Source organism: Pricia mediterranea (assembly GCF_032248455.1).
GTDB classification, from domain to species: Bacteria; Bacteroidota; Bacteroidia; order Flavobacteriales; family Flavobacteriaceae; genus Pricia; species Pricia mediterranea.
In genome coordinates, this window is record NZ_JAVTTP010000001.1 from 1,948,961 (window position 1) to 1,965,020 (window position 16,060).

At 47.1% G+C, this 16,060-nt stretch carries 18 protein-coding genes; 2 read left to right on the plus strand and 16 right to left on the minus strand.

Annotated elements, in window-relative coordinates; genetic code table 11:
* Positions 1 to 133: 133 nt before the first annotated feature.
* Complete coding sequence (locus RQM65_RS08095) at positions 134 to 1,285, minus strand: glycoside hydrolase family 130 protein (protein ID WP_314014028.1); 1,152 nt, start codon at positions 1,283 to 1,285, stop codon at positions 134 to 136.
* Between the two features lie 76 nt (positions 1,286 to 1,361).
* Positions 1,362 to 1,856 (minus strand): hypothetical protein, encoded by a 495-nt coding sequence (locus RQM65_RS08100; RefSeq protein WP_314014030.1) that lies wholly within the window; start codon positions 1,854 to 1,856, stop codon positions 1,362 to 1,364.
* Positions 1,857 to 1,939: 83 nt separating this feature from the next.
* Here RQM65_RS08100 and RQM65_RS08105 point away from each other — a divergent pair, with 83 nt between their 5' ends.
* On the plus strand, positions 1,940 to 2,890 hold the full coding sequence (locus RQM65_RS08105) for an NAD-dependent epimerase/dehydratase family protein (RefSeq protein ID WP_314014031.1): 951 nt from the start codon (positions 1,940 to 1,942) through the stop codon (positions 2,888 to 2,890).
* A gap of 6 nt (positions 2,891 to 2,896) precedes the next feature.
* Here RQM65_RS08105 and RQM65_RS08110 read toward each other — a convergent pair whose 3' ends face one another.
* The 6 genes from RQM65_RS08110 to RQM65_RS08135 all read right to left on the minus strand — a co-directional run bounded on the left by RQM65_RS08110 (position 2,897) and on the right by RQM65_RS08135 (position 9,055).
* Complete coding sequence (locus RQM65_RS08110; protein WP_314014033.1) at positions 2,897 to 3,415, minus strand: ATP-dependent zinc protease family protein; 519 nt, start codon at positions 3,413 to 3,415, stop codon at positions 2,897 to 2,899.
* Positions 3,416 to 3,438: 23 nt separating this feature from the next.
* Positions 3,439 to 4,965, minus strand: a complete 1,527-nt coding sequence (locus RQM65_RS08115) for a bifunctional GNAT family N-acetyltransferase/carbon-nitrogen hydrolase family protein (RefSeq protein ID WP_314014035.1) — start codon at positions 4,963 to 4,965, stop codon at positions 3,439 to 3,441.
* A 124-nt stretch (positions 4,966 to 5,089) separates the two neighbouring features.
* Positions 5,090 to 5,416: a hypothetical protein gene (locus RQM65_RS08120; RefSeq protein ID WP_314014037.1), complete on the minus strand. Its 327-nt coding sequence runs from the start codon at positions 5,414 to 5,416 to the stop codon at positions 5,090 to 5,092.
* A 199-nt stretch (positions 5,417 to 5,615) separates the two neighbouring features.
* Positions 5,616 to 6,593: a deoxyhypusine synthase family protein gene (locus RQM65_RS08125; protein WP_314016815.1), complete on the minus strand. Its 978-nt coding sequence runs from the start codon at positions 6,591 to 6,593 to the stop codon at positions 5,616 to 5,618.
* Positions 6,580 to 7,521, minus strand: coding sequence for an agmatinase (gene speB, locus RQM65_RS08130; RefSeq protein ID WP_314014038.1), 942 nt, complete (start codon positions 7,519 to 7,521; stop codon positions 6,580 to 6,582). Before speB ends, RQM65_RS08125 begins: the two co-directional genes overlap by 14 nt.
* A 61-nt stretch (positions 7,522 to 7,582) precedes the next feature.
* Positions 7,583 to 9,055: an arginine decarboxylase gene (locus RQM65_RS08135; RefSeq protein ID WP_314014039.1), complete on the minus strand. Its 1,473-nt coding sequence runs from the start codon at positions 9,053 to 9,055 to the stop codon at positions 7,583 to 7,585.
* A gap of 402 nt (positions 9,056 to 9,457) precedes the next feature.
* Here RQM65_RS08135 and RQM65_RS08140 point away from each other — a divergent pair, with 402 nt between their 5' ends.
* On the plus strand, positions 9,458 to 10,168 hold the full coding sequence (locus RQM65_RS08140; protein ID WP_314014041.1) for a hypothetical protein: 711 nt from the start codon (positions 9,458 to 9,460) through the stop codon (positions 10,166 to 10,168).
* 127 nt (positions 10,169 to 10,295) lie between these two features.
* Here the strand turns inward: RQM65_RS08140 and RQM65_RS08145 are convergent, their stop codons facing one another.
* From RQM65_RS08145 to RQM65_RS08180, 8 genes are all read right to left on the minus strand, one after another.
* Positions 10,296 to 11,198: a DUF5777 family beta-barrel protein gene (locus RQM65_RS08145; protein WP_314014043.1), complete on the minus strand. Its 903-nt coding sequence runs from the start codon at positions 11,196 to 11,198 to the stop codon at positions 10,296 to 10,298.
* On the minus strand, positions 11,179 to 11,721 hold the full coding sequence (locus RQM65_RS08150) for a YceI family protein (protein WP_314014045.1): 543 nt from the start codon (positions 11,719 to 11,721) through the stop codon (positions 11,179 to 11,181). Before RQM65_RS08150 ends, RQM65_RS08145 begins: the two co-directional genes overlap by 20 nt.
* Positions 11,714 to 12,151, minus strand: coding sequence for an OB-fold protein (locus tag RQM65_RS08155; protein WP_314014047.1), 438 nt, complete (start codon positions 12,149 to 12,151; stop codon positions 11,714 to 11,716). Before RQM65_RS08155 ends, RQM65_RS08150 begins: the two co-directional genes overlap by 8 nt.
* 121 nt (positions 12,152 to 12,272) lie before the next feature.
* Complete coding sequence (locus RQM65_RS08160; protein WP_314014048.1) at positions 12,273 to 13,493, minus strand: hypothetical protein; 1,221 nt, start codon at positions 13,491 to 13,493, stop codon at positions 12,273 to 12,275.
* Positions 13,494 to 13,751: 258 nt separating this feature from the next.
* A complete protein-coding gene (locus tag RQM65_RS08165; protein ID WP_314014050.1) occupies positions 13,752 to 14,600 on the minus strand; it encodes a DUF5777 family beta-barrel protein in 849 nt (282 codons plus the stop codon).
* A 23-nt stretch (positions 14,601 to 14,623) separates the two neighbouring features.
* The gene (locus RQM65_RS08170; RefSeq protein ID WP_314014051.1) at positions 14,624 to 15,019 is read right to left on the minus strand and encodes a hypothetical protein; all 396 of its coding nucleotides are present in this window, start codon (positions 15,017 to 15,019) and stop codon (positions 14,624 to 14,626) included.
* Positions 15,006 to 15,584 (minus strand): YceI family protein, encoded by a 579-nt coding sequence (locus RQM65_RS08175; protein WP_314014053.1) that lies wholly within the window; start codon positions 15,582 to 15,584, stop codon positions 15,006 to 15,008. The genes RQM65_RS08170 and RQM65_RS08175 overlap by 14 nt, the downstream gene beginning before the upstream one ends.
* Positions 15,585 to 15,600: 16 nt before the next feature.
* The gene (locus tag RQM65_RS08180) at positions 15,601 to 15,960 is read right to left on the minus strand and encodes a hypothetical protein (RefSeq protein WP_314014055.1); all 360 of its coding nucleotides are present in this window, start codon (positions 15,958 to 15,960) and stop codon (positions 15,601 to 15,603) included.
* Between the last annotated feature and the right edge of the window lie 100 nt (positions 15,961 to 16,060).

Here is a 16,060-nt window from a genome sequence, read left to right on the forward strand (position 1 = left end):
GCGCTTAAAAATCCGCCAAGGAAAGCGTAGGCATCAAACCTTTCGGAGTGAAAATCTAGATTTACATTTTCACACGGGTCGAACCTAGCCAGTTTTACTTTAAGAATTCAACGATGGCTTTTGGGCAAGTGCTTTAACGGGCATCGGCCACCGCTACCCCGACCATACTATCGGCCGTACCATAGTATAAATACCATTTATTATCAAAATAGACCAAGCCTTCCACAAAGGTGGTCCCGTCTTTGTATTGACCCGATTTTTCAAAGGGCAGTTCGGGTTTCAGGTAAGGGGTATCGCTTCGGTCGAGCAATTTCCAGGGTTCTTCGGCAGAAAACAAGGCCTGCCCGCTGGTATAGACGCGGTTGCCCAAATCTTTGACTCCGATGTTCGCCGAGTTGCCCGCATTGTAAAGTACTACGATGCCATCGTCCGTCAGCACCGGGGGCGGACCGGCCTCCACCAGCCAAGAATCGAAATATCCGGGTCGCGGGTTTAGCACCGGCGCGAGCTTGCCTTGATAATCCTCGACGGGAGTCCAGTCGATCAAATCTGTAGAGGTTGCCAACCAAATGTGCGGCACCCCGAAATACATATAGTATGTACCATTGATTTTTGCCGCGACCAGCTTCCCATTTTTTAATTCGGTAACGATGGCTCCCGACTTGGTTTCCCTATGATGGTACTTCCCCCCTTCATATTCCTCGAATATAGGGCCATGTTTTGTCCAATTTCGAAGATCTTCGGATGTCGCAAGCGCCAATCGCGGCACATCACCGTTCCATTGGGTATAGGTAAGGATGTATCTTCCCTGTTCATCCTCTACGATACGTGGATCTTCGGTACCGCCAATCCACTCGTATTGCTTTTGATCATCGTCGTCGGGATAGAAAACAGGTTTTTTTTCAAGTTGGTAATGCACCCCGTCTTCGGAAACGGCCAGACCGATTCTGGAAGTATGCCCCCCGATCGAATCGGTGTGAAGGTCTTGCTCGGCCCTGTAAAAAACATGTATCTCACCGTCTCTGACCAAGGCCGCCGGGTTAAAGGTGGCCTTGGACCGCCAGGCCACTTCCCTACCGCTCATCGGGTCGTCAAAGACGGCAATCGAATCACTTTGGATAATCGGCTTCGAACTTTTGGGGCGCTCGAACGGGCCCAGCATCCATGGTTTTTCGATAAGATTCTCCGACTTCCCGATTGCGGCGGGCCCTTGGGGGACTTCACGGCAGGCGATGGAAAGGAGCAGAAAACACAAACCCGTCACTATCACCTTACATCGCTTCATAGTTTACGGGTCTGTATTAAAATGTTTGAGTTCCGGGTCGGTAATACCGACACCAAAAATCGGTGCCGACATCCCGTTACTCCTCCAATATTAAATCGGTATCCAGCGGATTGTTCGTGATGACATTGAACTGGTTACGAAAAGCATTATAAGCTTCGATCATCTCTACAACCGATTCTCGGGGGTCGGTACGGTAGAACAGGTCGCCTTTGACTTTCAACATATAGGTCTTGAACACGCGTTGCCTGCTCTTCACCTGTGGTTTATTGAAAGTCTCGGGATATTCGGAAGCTTCCAGGGCAATTTGCTTTTCAATGAGGTCTTCGACGGTCAGGCTCAGATCGTCACGGTTCGCCACGTTATAGAGGGCATCGAAATTCGTATCGAATTCTTGATATTCGCTCCAATCCGCTAAGATTTCCTGGGCCTTGGTATTTACAGTTGTTTTTTTAGGCCAATTTTCGGTGGATATGTAATAGGTGGACGTTTCGCTCGAAAGCAGCTCGGGCTCTTTTTCCTTACAGGACGCCATCCCTACACATAGAAAAACCAATAGGATGATTCTTACCATAAATCAAAGATATGAATTTCAGGAAACGGTATCTTTGCACTTTTGGACTTATCTCGGGTCCTGTGTTCATTTAACGCGAAATTATGCAAAAATCTATTTTAATCCTGGGTGCCTGCGGACAGATAGGCACCGAGCTGACCTACGCGCTACGCTCAAAACACGGCAACGAAAACGTCATCGCCAGCGACATCCGCGAAGGCAGCGAAGAGCTGATGGCCTCCGGCCCCTTTGAAATCCTGGATGCCACCGATTACGATGCGCTGGAAGAGGTAATTGCCTACTATGAGATTCACGAGGTCTATCTAATGGCCGCTATGTTGAGCGCCACCGCGGAAAAATTCCCCATGCGGGCCTGGAACCTCAACATGAACTCCCTTTTCAATGTGCTGACCTTGGGCAAGGAGAAGAAAATAGAAAAGATATTCTGGCCTTCGAGCATTGCGGTATTCGGGACGAACACCCCGAAATCGGATACCCCCCAAAGCACCATCATGGAACCGGGCACCGTCTACGGCATCAGCAAGCAGTCAGGCGAACGCTGGTGCGATTACTATCACCATAAATTCGGGGTCGATGTACGGAGCATCCGCTATCCGGGACTTATTAGCTGGAAAACCATGCCCGGTGGTGGCACTACGGACTACGCCGTGGAAATTTACCATAAGGCCTTGTCCGAAAAGAAATATACTTGCTTTTTAAAGGCCGATACCGCCCTGCCCATGATGTTTATGGACGATGCCATCCGCGCGACCCTGCAGCTTATGGATGCCGACGGCGACAAAATCCAGATCCGATCCTCCTATAACCTTTCCGCCATGAGTTTTACCCCGGCCGAAATGACCGAAAGCATCAAACAGTACATCAGTGATTTTAAGATTTCTTACGATCCGGACTTTCGACAGGAAATCGCCGCCTCTTGGCCGAGCAGCATCGACGACTCCCGTGCCCGGTCCGACTGGGGATGGAAGGCACGATTCGATTTAAAACGGACTACCGAAACGATGCTGGAAAATTTAGGTGGTGAAAAAATCTGAGTCGCCTTACCTCTTTTCCTTGGTATATTTTTCCAAGATCGTTTCCTCGGAAAACTCGCCAAGAAGACAATGCTGCGAAGGATCTATTAGATAGCGTCCGTTTAAGGCCTCTCGTCCCAAGAGCATCCTGTAGTTCATGGTGTCCCTGCTGGCGAGGGTCAATTTGACGCTGAAAGTATTTTTCCCCAGAGTCAGCGGCGTGCGTATCATCAATCGTTCTTCCGAAGTGCCCATACTGCTTTTCACCTTTTTACTTCGCAACAGCTTGGCCTCGCATTTAACGATAATATCGGGGTTGTCTTGAATGGGATCCACTTCGAAACGGACCCATTCCACGCCATTTTTGTCAAAAATCTCGATATTGGTGGCATGGATGGAAGAGGTCTTTGCCCCGGAATCGACCCGCGCCCTGATGGCGGGAATGCCCAACCTCTTAAAGGCGCACCATTCATCGGCGCCAATGATCTTTAAATCGTTCAATCGCTTTGTGGTCTTAGAAGTATTCCCGTCCACCTGTATCTTCAAATTTAGTTTTTTTTCTTTCCATTCTACTTCCGTCGCAATTCAAAGATATCCTTGCGTCTATCCTTCAGGTTCCGAACGGACCCGAATTGGTTCAGTTCGCGCAGCAGGTCGAGGTCGAGGTCGGCGATCAGGATCATTTCGGCATTGGGGGTGGCCTCGGCCTTGACCCCGTTTGTCGGAAACGAAAAATCGCAGGGCGTAAAAACCATTGACTGTGCAAATTGTATGTCCATATTATGCACCTTGGGCAGGTTGCCAACGCTGCCGGCGATGGCTACATAACATTCATTTTCGATTGCACGGGCCTGCGCACAGTGACGCACCCTGGAAAATCCGTTTTGGGTATCGGTCAAAAAGGGCACGAAAAGAATATCCATTCCCTCGTCCGCCAAAAGTCGACTCAGTTCCGGAAACTCCACATCGTAGCAGATGAGCATGCCGATCTTTCCGCAATCCGTATCGAAGGTCCGCAACCCGCTACCGCCCTGCATCCCCCAAATCTTGGCCTCGTCAGGGGTAACATGTAGCTTTTCAAAACGTTCTACAGAACCATCCCTCTTGCAGATATGCCCTACGTTGTAAAGCCGATCGCCCTTCATCTCGGGCATGCTTCCTGTGATGATATTGATATTGTAGGAAACCGAAAATTCGGAGAATTTCTGCACAATGGCATCCGTGTGCTTGGCCAGTTCCCGAATGGCTTCGGCTTCGGGTAGATGGTTGTTCTCCGCCATCAGCGGGGCGTTGAAGAATTCGGGAAACAGCGCGAAATCGGACCGGTACCCGGAGACGGAATCGATAAAGAACTCCGCTTGGTGCAATAGCTCGTCGAGATTTTTGTAGGGCCGCATCTGCCATTGGATCAACCCTAACCGTACCACCTTTTTCTTGGCCGCCGCTTTTTTTGATGGTTTCTCGTAGTAAATATTATCCCATTCCATCAGCACCGCAAATTCCTTGGAGGCTTTGTCTCCATCGAGGTAGCCTTTAAGAATTTTGGCGGGATGGAAATCGTTGTTGATCTGAAAACTCAGCACCGGATCGTGAATCTCCTTGCGTTTGACCTTTTCGATATACTTTTTGGGGGTAAGCGTATCAGCGTAGTTGTGGTAATTGGGAATACGGCCGCCAAAGGCAATACTCTTCAGGTTCAGTTTCTCGCAAAGTTCCTTGCGATAGTCATAGAGGCGACGCCCCAGCCGCAACCCCCGATATTCCGGCTTGATAAAAATATCGATGCCGTAGAGCACGTCGCCGTCTTCGGTATGGGTGTTGAAAGTTTCCCTTCCCGTGATTTCTTGAAAGGTATGGTTGTCCTCAAACCGATCGTAATCTACGATGATAGAGAGCGAACAGCCGGCCAGATGTCCGTTGACCTTAATGACTACCTGACCTTCAGGAAATTTTTTGATCAATGACTTGATCTGCCGTTCTTCCCAATAGTTATCGGGAATATTCTTGTAGACCTCCTTCATCGTCGATTTCAGCTCCTGATAATCTTTCAGGTCCAAAAACTTCAATTCTACATTTTCTATATCCTTTACGATCATTGTTTTTCTGGGTTAGTGGACTGGTCGTTTAAGACCCAGAACCATCCGAGCTTTTCAACGTGTACACCTATGGACCTACTAGCTTTTTTACTTTTGTTTATTACAGTTTTTTTTACGAAAAATTTCAATCCATATCATCGTCCTCCATGGCCTCGGGATCGGGTTCCATGACGGCATCGGGATCGTCGTCTTCAAACTCTTCGTAGTCGTCTTCATCGTAGTTCTCCATGGTGTACTCGAGTTTGGCACTGATTTTTATCAAGTACTTGGTATCCTCGGTAAGGACCTCAACGGCCTCGACCCGTTCTCCCTGGGCATTTTTAAAGGTGATAATATTTCGGTCATCGTAACCATCGGGATAGCTTTCCACCAAAAGTTTAAGCACTTCGGGCGTCAGTTTTTTGAAATCGACGATTACGCGTTTTAGATTTGGATTATTCTTTTTGTTCACTCTGCTAAGTTTATATGCTTCAGTTATTGTTTTTCGGATTGAGGGAGTAGAAAGAGGAGAGGCACCACTCGGAAACAACTCACAAAATACTCAATGCACTTAACTCATCAATCGCTCTTCTCCGTATTCTGTTCTTATAAGACCCCTAGGTTTTCGGATGCCATTTTTTCGGATGCCATTTTTTTTGAACGGAAATCGATCACAGTCCCAAAAGATAGGCAAAAATTAAGGGTGCAACAATGGTGGCATCACTTTCTATTATAAATTTAGGGGTATTGATATCCAGTTTACCCCAAGTAATTTTTTCGTTGGGCACTGCCCCCGAATAAGAGCCATAACTGGTGGTGGAATCACTGATCTGGCAAAAATAGTTCCAAAAGGGTGTATCGGTACGCTCCAGATCTTGGTAGAGCATAGGAACGACACAGATGGGAAAATCCCCGGCGATACCGCCCCCGATCTGAAAAAATCCTATCCCGTTCCCAGAATTGTTTGTGTACCAGTTGGCCAAAAAGGTCATGTATTCGATTCCGGATTTCATGGTGCTGGCCTTCAGCTCTCCCTTTACCACATAGGAGGCAAAAATATTGCCCATGGTACTATCTTCCCAACCGGGACAAATAATAGGAAGGTTTTTTTCGGCCGCGGCGTACATCCAGGAATCTTTGAGGTCGATCTCATAGTGTTCTTCCAGGACACCGGACAAAAGCAATTTATACATGTACTCATGCGGCAGATAACGTTCACCGTTTTCTTCGGCATCCTTCCAAATCTTGACGATGTGCTCTTGGATTCTACGGAAAGCTTCCTCTTCGGGAATGCAGGTATCCGTGACCCTGTTGAGTCCTTTTTCCAACAGCTCCCACTCATCTTGGGGGGTCAGGTCGCGATAATTCGGGACGCGTTTGTAATGGGAGTGCGCCACTAGGTTCATAATATCCTCCTCTAGATTGGCACCGGTACAGGAAATGATATGCACCTTATCTTGCCGGATGATTTCCGCAAAAATCTTGCCCAGTTCGGCGGTTGACATGGCGCCCGCGAGCGATACCAGCATCTTGCCCCCGTTATCGAGCTGCGCTTCATAGCCTTTTGCGGCATCCACCAACGAGGCGGCATTGAAATGCAAATAATATTTTTCAATAAATTTTGAAATGTCTCCCTTAGTCTTCGTCATCATCGAATTTTGAAAGGTTATTGCCCGAACGATAGTCCACGTCATATGTACTATCGTATTCCTCGTCCACGGCCTCGTCCATAAATTTATAGCTTAACATCTTGTAATACAATTTTGCCGCCAAAAAATCGGAGGACCTGTCGTTCGGATTGGGACAAAGCTCTACAATATCGAAACCGACCACATTCTTCTCCTCGAAAACCCGTTTTAAGAACTCTAAGGTTTCGTACCAGAAAAGTCCGCCCGGCTCGGGCGTTCCCGTCGACGGCATGATCGAGGGGTCCAACGCATCGAGGTCGAAGGTAATCAAGACATTGTCGGTCATGGCCTCGATTACCTTATCCATCCAAAACTCGTCGTTGACGGTCTCGTGGGCGAAGAAAGTTTTATCCGCGTCCATGAACGTTTTTTCTATGGCATCCATGGAACGAATGCCAACCTGTATGAGGTTCGTGGTCTGACTGGCCTCGTGTACAGCGCAAGCGTGATTGTATTTCGTGCCTTCATACGATTCCCGCAGATCGGCATGGGCATCGATCTGCAATACGGTCAGATTGTCAAAACATTCATTAAAGGCGCGAATAGTACCGATGGATATGGAATGCTCGCCCCCGAAAACAGTGACGAATTTTTTGCGCTTGATGTGCTCCTTCACGGTCTTATGCACGGCATTGACCACGGCTTCGGGCGACGTGTTCCCCGTAATGGTCTCGGTCAAATAAATGCCCTGTTCGTAGACCTCGGTGTCGGTCTCGATATCGTAAAGTTCCATGTTTTCGGAAGCCTCCAAAAATGCCTGCGGCCCTTTATCGGCCCCTTTGCCCCAAGTGCTGGTGCCGTCGTAGGGCACGGGAACCAAGACTATCTTTGCCGTTTCCGGATGTGCGAATTCGTCGGGGATACCCGCATAATTCCTTGATGTGCTCATATGTACGTAATTAGTATCTGTTGATATTCCATAAGTAAATACTGATCTGCCGTGTGCGCATTCATGCCGTTGTGTCCTTCAAATGCGTGTCCGCCTTGCGGGTTTCATTTACATCCTCTTCGGACTTTTTATCCCTCCTATCGCTATATCCTAAAATCCCTAAAAAATCCTCGGCGTTCTGTTGTGGACTGAATAGTTCATAAATAAAGTTCCCATTTTCATCCTTACCGATTAGAACATGCTTGGGCTGTGGAATCAGGCAGTGCTGCAACCCACCGTAACCCCCGATGGTCTCTTGATAGGCGCCCGTATTAAAAAACCCGATATACAAAGGTTTGTCCCGTTTATATTTCGGCAAGTAAATGGCATTCATATGTTGCTCGCTGTTGTAATAATCGTCGCTGTCACAAGTAAGTCCGCCCAGCAATACCCGCTCATATTCATCGTGCCAACGGTTTATCGGCAGCATGATAAAACGCTTGTTAATGGCCCAAGTGTCGGGCAAGGTAGTGATGAAAGACGAATCGATCATATTCCATTTTTCCCGGTCGTTCTGTTGCTTTTGATATAAAATCTCATAAATGGCACCGCCGCTTTCCCCGACCGTAAAGCTTCCGAATTCGGTAAAGATATGGGGTACCGGAACCTCGGCTTCCCCGCAGGTGCTATTGATCTGGTTGATGATCTCGTCGACCATGTACTGGTAGTCGTATTCAAAATGCAGTGAATTTTTAATGGGAAATCCCCCACCGATGTTCAGACTATCCAACGTCGGACATATCTTTTTCAGGCGTACGTACACCTTTAGGCACTTAACGAGTTCGTTCCAATAATAGGCATTGTCGCGAATACCCGTGTTGATGAAAAAATGCAGCATTTTAAGCTCCACTTTATCGTTATCCTTGATCTGGTTTTCATAGAACGGCACAATATTTTTATAACCGATGCCTAAACGCGAAGTATAGAACTCGAATTTTGGCTCCTCTTCGGACGCAATACGTATCCCCACCTGAAAATCGCCGTCAATAGCCTCGGACAACAGGTCGATTTCCTCATAATTGTCGATGATGGGGACGCAATTCTGATGCCCACCGTTAATTAAATTTGCGATATTCTCGACATATTTTTCCCGTTTAAACCCGTTACAGATCACATAGGTGTCGTTTTTTATTTTCCCTTGCTCTTTTAGGTTTTCTACGATATTGATATCAATGGCGGACGAAGTCTCAATATGGATGTCGTTCTTCAACGCCTCTTGCAGCACATGTTGAAAATGGGAGCTTTTGGTACAGTAACAATAGTGATACCTGCCTTTGTATCCGTGTTTTTCCATAGCTCTGGCGAACCAGCTTTTAGCGCGGCCGATATTCTCGGATATCTTGGGTAGATAGTTGAATTTCAGGGGACTGCCATATTTCTCGACCAGTTCATTTAACGGGATGTCGTGAAATCGAAGGTGTTCGCCATCAAGGCTGAATTCCTCCTGCGGAAAATAATAGGTCTGATCGATCAGGTCAAGGTATTTTGTATTCATGGGGTGTTTATAGCGACGATTTTTAAAAAGTATAAAATAGGGGCATCCATTTAACAATAGGTAATTCGATTGCTAAAATAACTGTCCCGATACATAAAGATTTAATTGGGCGAAGTTTTCGACGAAATGCCATGCTGCCCTCTTACAACGTGACAAATGAAAACAAAAAATTGCAAACGACAAGGAATTGAATATATTTTTGGAAGTTTCGGAAAAGTGTGGCCCGCGGTTTTTCCGGGGACGGAATACTTCTATTGGGACTAATTCTTTTATTGGATGGTTTTTTTTGGATGGATTAATTAAAAGGGTGGCATAGGCTTTCACGAATAGGCTATTGAACTCGTCTTGAGTTTATTAATTTCCTATCTTTAGGATATCTTTTGAAGGATAAAATAACAGCCCATGAATTTCAGGAAATTTTTTGCCCATGCAGTAGCCGGTTTGCTTTTAGGAAGCAGCACTGCCCTAACTGCCCAAATAGAGCCCGGAGTCTATATTTCGAATGAGGACGGTGTACGCCACGAACTCAAGATCGGGAAGGACTATTTCATACACTCGGCTTATGGTACCTCGCCCCCAAAGTTCATCAAGACCGTAGGTGGATTCCACACCCTGGGCGACGACCTCCTAAAAGTAGATTTGGAATTCAACTCGAACCATGACGAGAACGGTCTTACCGAGTTGGCAATCCCTATCTTGGTCAAGAACAAGAAGTTGGTCTTGCCAATGGACGGGGAACTGGAGTTCGTAAAGCAGGAGCCCGTAAACCAGGCCCTTGACGGGGCTTGGCTGTTTGCCACCCGTGGTCCGGACAAAGGCCAGGAACGCCGGGGCGACGAGAACCCCAGAAAGACGTTGAAATGGCTACAGGACGGCCGTTTTCAATGGATTGCCTACAATACCGATACCAGGGAGTTCTTTGGAACGGGAGGGGGCTCCTATACTTCGGACAACGGAAAGTACGTCGAGAATATCGACTATTTCTCCAGGGACGACTCCCGCGTCGGAGCGACCTTGGATTTTGATTATGAACTGAAAAACGGCGATTGGCACCATTCGGGCAAGAACAGCAAGGGCGAGCCGTTGTACGAGATTTGGGCGCCGAGGAAGTAGGCGGTGACTGTAGGCAGTGGCAGTGACAGTTGGCAGTGCCCTGTAGTCGGCAATCCGTATTCAGTAGTGAACACCTGGCTGCAAGTTCCCTATATCTATTTTTAAACTATTATCCAAAAGTAGAATATCATTTCACAGGGTTCCGTTTGAAATGAATCACATAAGTAAAGTTAAATCCAAAATTCAGGTTGGGGCTACGGAAATTGAAATTGTTACGGGTCCCGGTGATAAACGCTTCTTCTACCATATTGACCGCATTGGTCAGCATAAACTGCAGCATCACATCGCCCAGCTCCCAGTTGACCCCCACGGCGAAAGGACCATAGGTCTTAGGCGATTCAGGGGGATTGAGCAACCAGTAATACTCCGATACGACGGAAACATGATTGCCCAGCTTATAGCGTCCCCCGACGCCCACTGCAAAATGATCCTGGTTGGGCGAACCGTAGTACGACAAACCCTTGTGTACATAGGTAGGGGCCAGTTGTATCGAAAAATTACGGCTCACCTTTGATGCGATCAGGGCTTGGGTCGTGAAGGAGAGCCGGTCGTCAAAGGTATCGGCAACGGTGGAATAAACATTTCCCCCACTGTAATAGCTGGCATTTTGTAAGAGGGTAACACTGACCGGCGAGCCTTGTTTGCCCGCTGTTTGCCGGATTAGGCGATATTTCAGGTAAGCGTCGAATAGACCATCCCAAGTGGTGCCCCCGACTCCTGTAGAAATCCGATCGGAAATGGCGTATTCCAGGGCGAATCGGGTACTCAACCGATCGGCCACAAAACTCTGTGACCGTGGAGCGGGACTGTCCCAAAATCGGTTGGCGGTAAAGATTTCGAGAATACCCTTTTTTCGGGTCTCTATCGAATGCCCATAGGCGATACGCGTGGTCTTGAACGTGGCTTCAACATAGCTTTGCCGCTCGGGACGCTCCTCGTTCAATAACTGAAGTAGATCTTGGGCACTGCCCGATACACCTGCACACAGCAGCAAAAAGACCAGTACAATATTATTCTTTATAGGGCTCATATTCAAATCTAAAATCTACTGATATAACTTTAGCGATATTTCCTGCCAAAAGCGGTGGAATCTTAATTTCGTAATCTTCGACCATGGCCTCAAAACTGCCGCTCAGCACATAATTGCCATCAATTTTGTTGATTTTGGCCTTTATTTCGAGAGCTTTCGTAACCCCGCGCATGGTGAAGTCTCCTTCGATTATCCGGGTCCGCTCCCCCTCTAGAGGGTCAAAATCCACAATCGTCCCTTCGAATGTTGCTTCAGGATAGATATCGGATTCTACATAACTTTCGTTAAAATGTTCGCGCATCAAGGCTTTTTCAAAGACGAAGGCATTCATGAGCATGCTCACTGCGATACGCCCGTCGGAAAGATCGACAATGCTCAGCACCTGGTTGTTCTCGGCCTTGATGTTCTCGACAGGGGTATAGGAAAAAAAGGCGACGCGTCCCTGCCGGGCAATCACATTTTGCGCCGCGAGATGCCCACCTGTCGCTAGAATAAAGCACGTTAAAACAATGAACCTATTCATGGAGGTTATAGTGGGTTATCTTGCAATGTAAGAAAACGGCATCTTTTAAATATCCCTTGAAAACACCTTTAACCTTTACGGTGTCGTTTTCCCTGAGCTGTTCCAATTCTTTTTCCTGCCCTGTTTGCATATCGCAAATAGCATAGGGCGAAGCGTCTTCACTGCCTTTGAGCAGAATGGTATTTCTATGGTTATGGGCATTGATTTCCTTGATGCGCCCCTCTATTTCGACCAGATGTTCGGGTTCTAGGGGACCGATTTCGGTATTTGGTTTGAAATAGTTTCCAATACTATCGATGCTGATTGATAGAAAAGGGCGGTCATTGCTATATCCATAATCATCGGGCCTGTCGACATACCACCAAACGAATAGCCCCGCCACGCCGGCCAAGAGTACCCCAATTCCGTATCTTGTTGTTATCTTTTTCACGAATCGGTCTGCCAGTTCATCGAATCGTCGTTTAGTTGACGATCAATAAAAAAAACCAGGATGCCCATTGGGTACCCTGATCTTAAAAGTAGCAATTTAAGTACAATCCTCTTTTTCAATTTCAATCTACGATGTTGAGCGTTCCCGTCATAGGACTATGAAACTCGCATGCGTAGTATAAGGTATCCGGCGCATCCATGGGCACAGTAAAGGTCACCTTCCCGTCAGTTGCACCGTTATCGTCGACTCCATCTTCATAGGTTTCGTCAGTACCGGTACTTTGCACGGACTTAATAAGGAAGGGGTGCCCGGGCGCATTCACATCGAACTCGTACGTTTGCCCCCGGGTAAGGGTGAAGTCCGGATTCACGGCATCCGTCAGTCCATTTCCATTAAAAATATAGGATACCGCCCCATCATTGGTTATGCTATAGACCACGTTCTCAGATTCAGGCTCGGGTGCCGTTTCGGTATTTGGATTCACGATCGGCCAAATTCCCGGTGCCGGAAAGCCGACGCCATAGTTATCACCTCGCGACTCATCCTGGCCGAAGTGGTACAGGGGCCATCCCTTGAAGGTCAATTGCTGTCTGCCGAACACATCGATACTGCCAAAATCGGCAGCATCCAATACGCTCGGAACGGCTTCCAGCTCCTCCTCGAAAATGGGCCATAGGGCATTGTTGGAAAAATCTTCATCCGTATAGTTGTTGACCCCATTGGTATCATTGATAAAAGCGTATAAGGTATTGCCGAACGCATCGGTCATATAGAACGTATCGCCATCCCCGGGCTCATACTCTTCGGTAAGGTTGGTCTCCACACCATCGGGGTCTCGGCCTACCAGTTGCGCCCGTGCCATCATCACCGAATAATCCGGTTTGGCGACGAACCAGACCGAGCCTACCCCGTCTCCGGTAACATCGCCTTCGGCACTGTCGTTGGCATAATAGTACAGCGGCCACCCCTTATAGGTAGTCTGCATATCGCCGTCGTTTCGGGTTATCGACCCAAAGTTATCGGCATCGAGACCTTCATCCAAAGTGAGGTCGGCTTGGTAAAAAACGGGCCAATTATCGAGACAACCATCGGTACAGTTCGAATTTCCTTTGGCGTCGGGGGAGAAATAATAAAGCGACATCCCTTCGGAATCCGTCAGCATGTTGCCAAACGTACCGTCGTCGCGCAAACGCACCGCATTGGCTTCCGGTTCCGGCTCAGGTTCAGGTTCAGGTTCTTCGGTATCGGGATCCGTATCAGGAGGGGTGGGCGCAATCCCGTCATCGGTCGAACAGTTCAACAAAAACAAGGTAGAAAACAATACAATCAATGGCTTTTTCATCTGTTTAACATTTTATAATCGGTTAAAAAAGAAGTAATCACAAAATTATAAACAGATGTAACCACTTCGTTTTCGCATAAACTTATTTTAATCGTATCGGTAAGGTATGCTCAAAAAAGTTTATGCTCATTTCATATTCTTAATTTTTAGGTCGTCAACATCAAATGAAGTTCAAATACAGTTCATGTTAAAATTAATTTTCCTCAAAAGGAATATCGTCCGTTGAAAGGGAAATTCGGGACTTAAGAAAAGTGACCCTTAGAAAACCCTTATAATATTGAAGCCGAAATAAATATCCCCGCTTCCCCAATCACCGGTAGCTTCCCCCAAAAAGTTATTGATGTTCATGGGCTGCGCATTGGTAAAATGCAATTGAAATACGTGGCCTCCGGTCTCTATATCCAATCCGACCGAAAACGGGTTTACAAAGGGGGAATTTTCGGCGCGGTTCAGATGCAGTCCATAATCCAGGTTGATCGCGCAGCGTTTTGAAAATTTAAATCGCCCTCCTAGCCCGAGCGCCAATTGTGAATTATCCTGTCCTGCCAACGGCACCAGGTTATCGTGAAAATAGGTGGGTGCCAGTTCAAGGGATATATTTCTGGATATTTTTCGCGAAACCAGCAGTTGACTGGCATACCCCAAGCGGTGCTTGAATTCAAGGCCCGGCAGCTCTTCATCGTCCAGCAGTCCGTTGAACTGTACACTGTTGAACCACACCAGGGTCACCGGAGACCCCGTAGTGGCCTGGCGTACCAATCGAAGTTTCAGGGACGCTTCATAGGTTTTTTGAAATGAACTTCTTGACACCCCAATGTTTATACGGTCGGATATACCGTAGATAAAATTTAACCGAGTGACTGCCTGGTCTAGGCCGAAAAAATCTTCAATACCGGTCTTGACCGAGCCAAAACGGTGGGAAACCACAAAAAAGAACTGCTTTTGCGGCACCATTTTGGTCGTTTCTATATTTATGAGTTTCAACCCCTTGAACGCTGCAATTTCATAGCTCTCGGAAACAGCATCAGTATCTATTTCGGCAAGAAGGTCGTCTTGACTCCAGGTCAACAGGGGCCATAACAGCAGAATACCAATTATTTTATTCATATTCGATACGATTTACTTTCGATTCAAAGGGGTTCTATCAACATCGCCTGATCTACCTTCACCCGCTGCAGCAGATCGTCATAACCCACACAGCGACCCTTTACCGTGACTTCCATGCCGATATCAATACTAGGGGGCAACTTTTGCGCAAAGCTTACCTCGACCTTTTTGTCGAGAGTAACCGATTTTTCGTCCAGTGCCGTAATCTTTCCTTTGGTCTCGATGACCTGGTCGGCTATTTTCGACGTCGCTCCGGACCTTCCAAAACTATCTACCAGTTCAGCCGTAGTAACCGTAAAACGGGCTTCTTCCTCGGCAATATTCCTATGTGATCGATTTAAATAGAGGTATCCACCGAGTATTAATAGAATCAGTAGTCCTAGAAGGCCGGGATACAGGTATTTTCTATTCGTTTTCATTTGCTGCCAGCTTAAAGTCGAAGCGTACGTTAACCACCTTGGCGATCTTGTTCTCCACTATTTTTGGAATCTGAATGTCAAAATCCTTAGGCCGCACCTCAAATCTGCCCTGTAACGAAATCACATTGTCGATCTTTTGTATCTGTACGATAGGCTCGATCGTTTTTTTGCGTTCCCTGATTTCAAGCACTCCTTTGATGGTGTATTCCTTACCGGTACTTCCGAGTTCATTTATGTCGAAATCAAGGATTTCTCCCCTGAAAATCGCCTTAGGATAGAGATCAGATTCGATATAGTTTTCGTTGAAGTGCTCCTGCATCAAGGAATTCTTAAACCGAAACCCGCGAATGAGCGCCAAGGAAGCGATCTCGTTTTTGGCAGGATCCAAAATGGCGGTTACCGATTCGCTTTTCGCCTTGACCTCCTCAAAAAATTCCTCCGATGCTTCAAAAACGATTGTCCCCTTTTTATCGAGGTAACGCTTTTGGCCATTCAGTAGCTGGCCGTACAGCATAAAGAAAGCTAGCAGCAAAATAACATAGCAGTGGTGGTATATGTTTTTCATGAGATCTGCCCCTCTTCTATCGTTCTAAAAATCCCTCGTCGGCCCATTGTTCTATCAAATCGATGGTGGACTGGGGCAATCTGCCCGCAGGCGGCATCGCGGCCGACTCCCCGGTCTGTCGTTTAATGGCAGCCAATAAATTTCCATTTTCCGTGCTATTTCTTACCTGATCATAGGTGGTCAAGGCAAAGGGGGCTCCGTTTACGGGTGGTGCACTATGGCAGCCCAAGCAGTTATTGCCGATAATTTGTTTGATATTGGCTTCGTAGGAAATGGGTCCATCGGGATCGGGATCCATGAGGTCGGATTCACTGTCATTGCTACAGGAAACAAACAAGACGCCAATGAGAATGACCAACGGAATCGCTTTTTTCATAATTCAGTAGTGTTTTGGATCTTATTTCCCAAAACAACAAACTGGGTTTATCAATGACAACAAAAGTTAAGTAAGAGGGAATTTTACGCCTCAAAAGGGA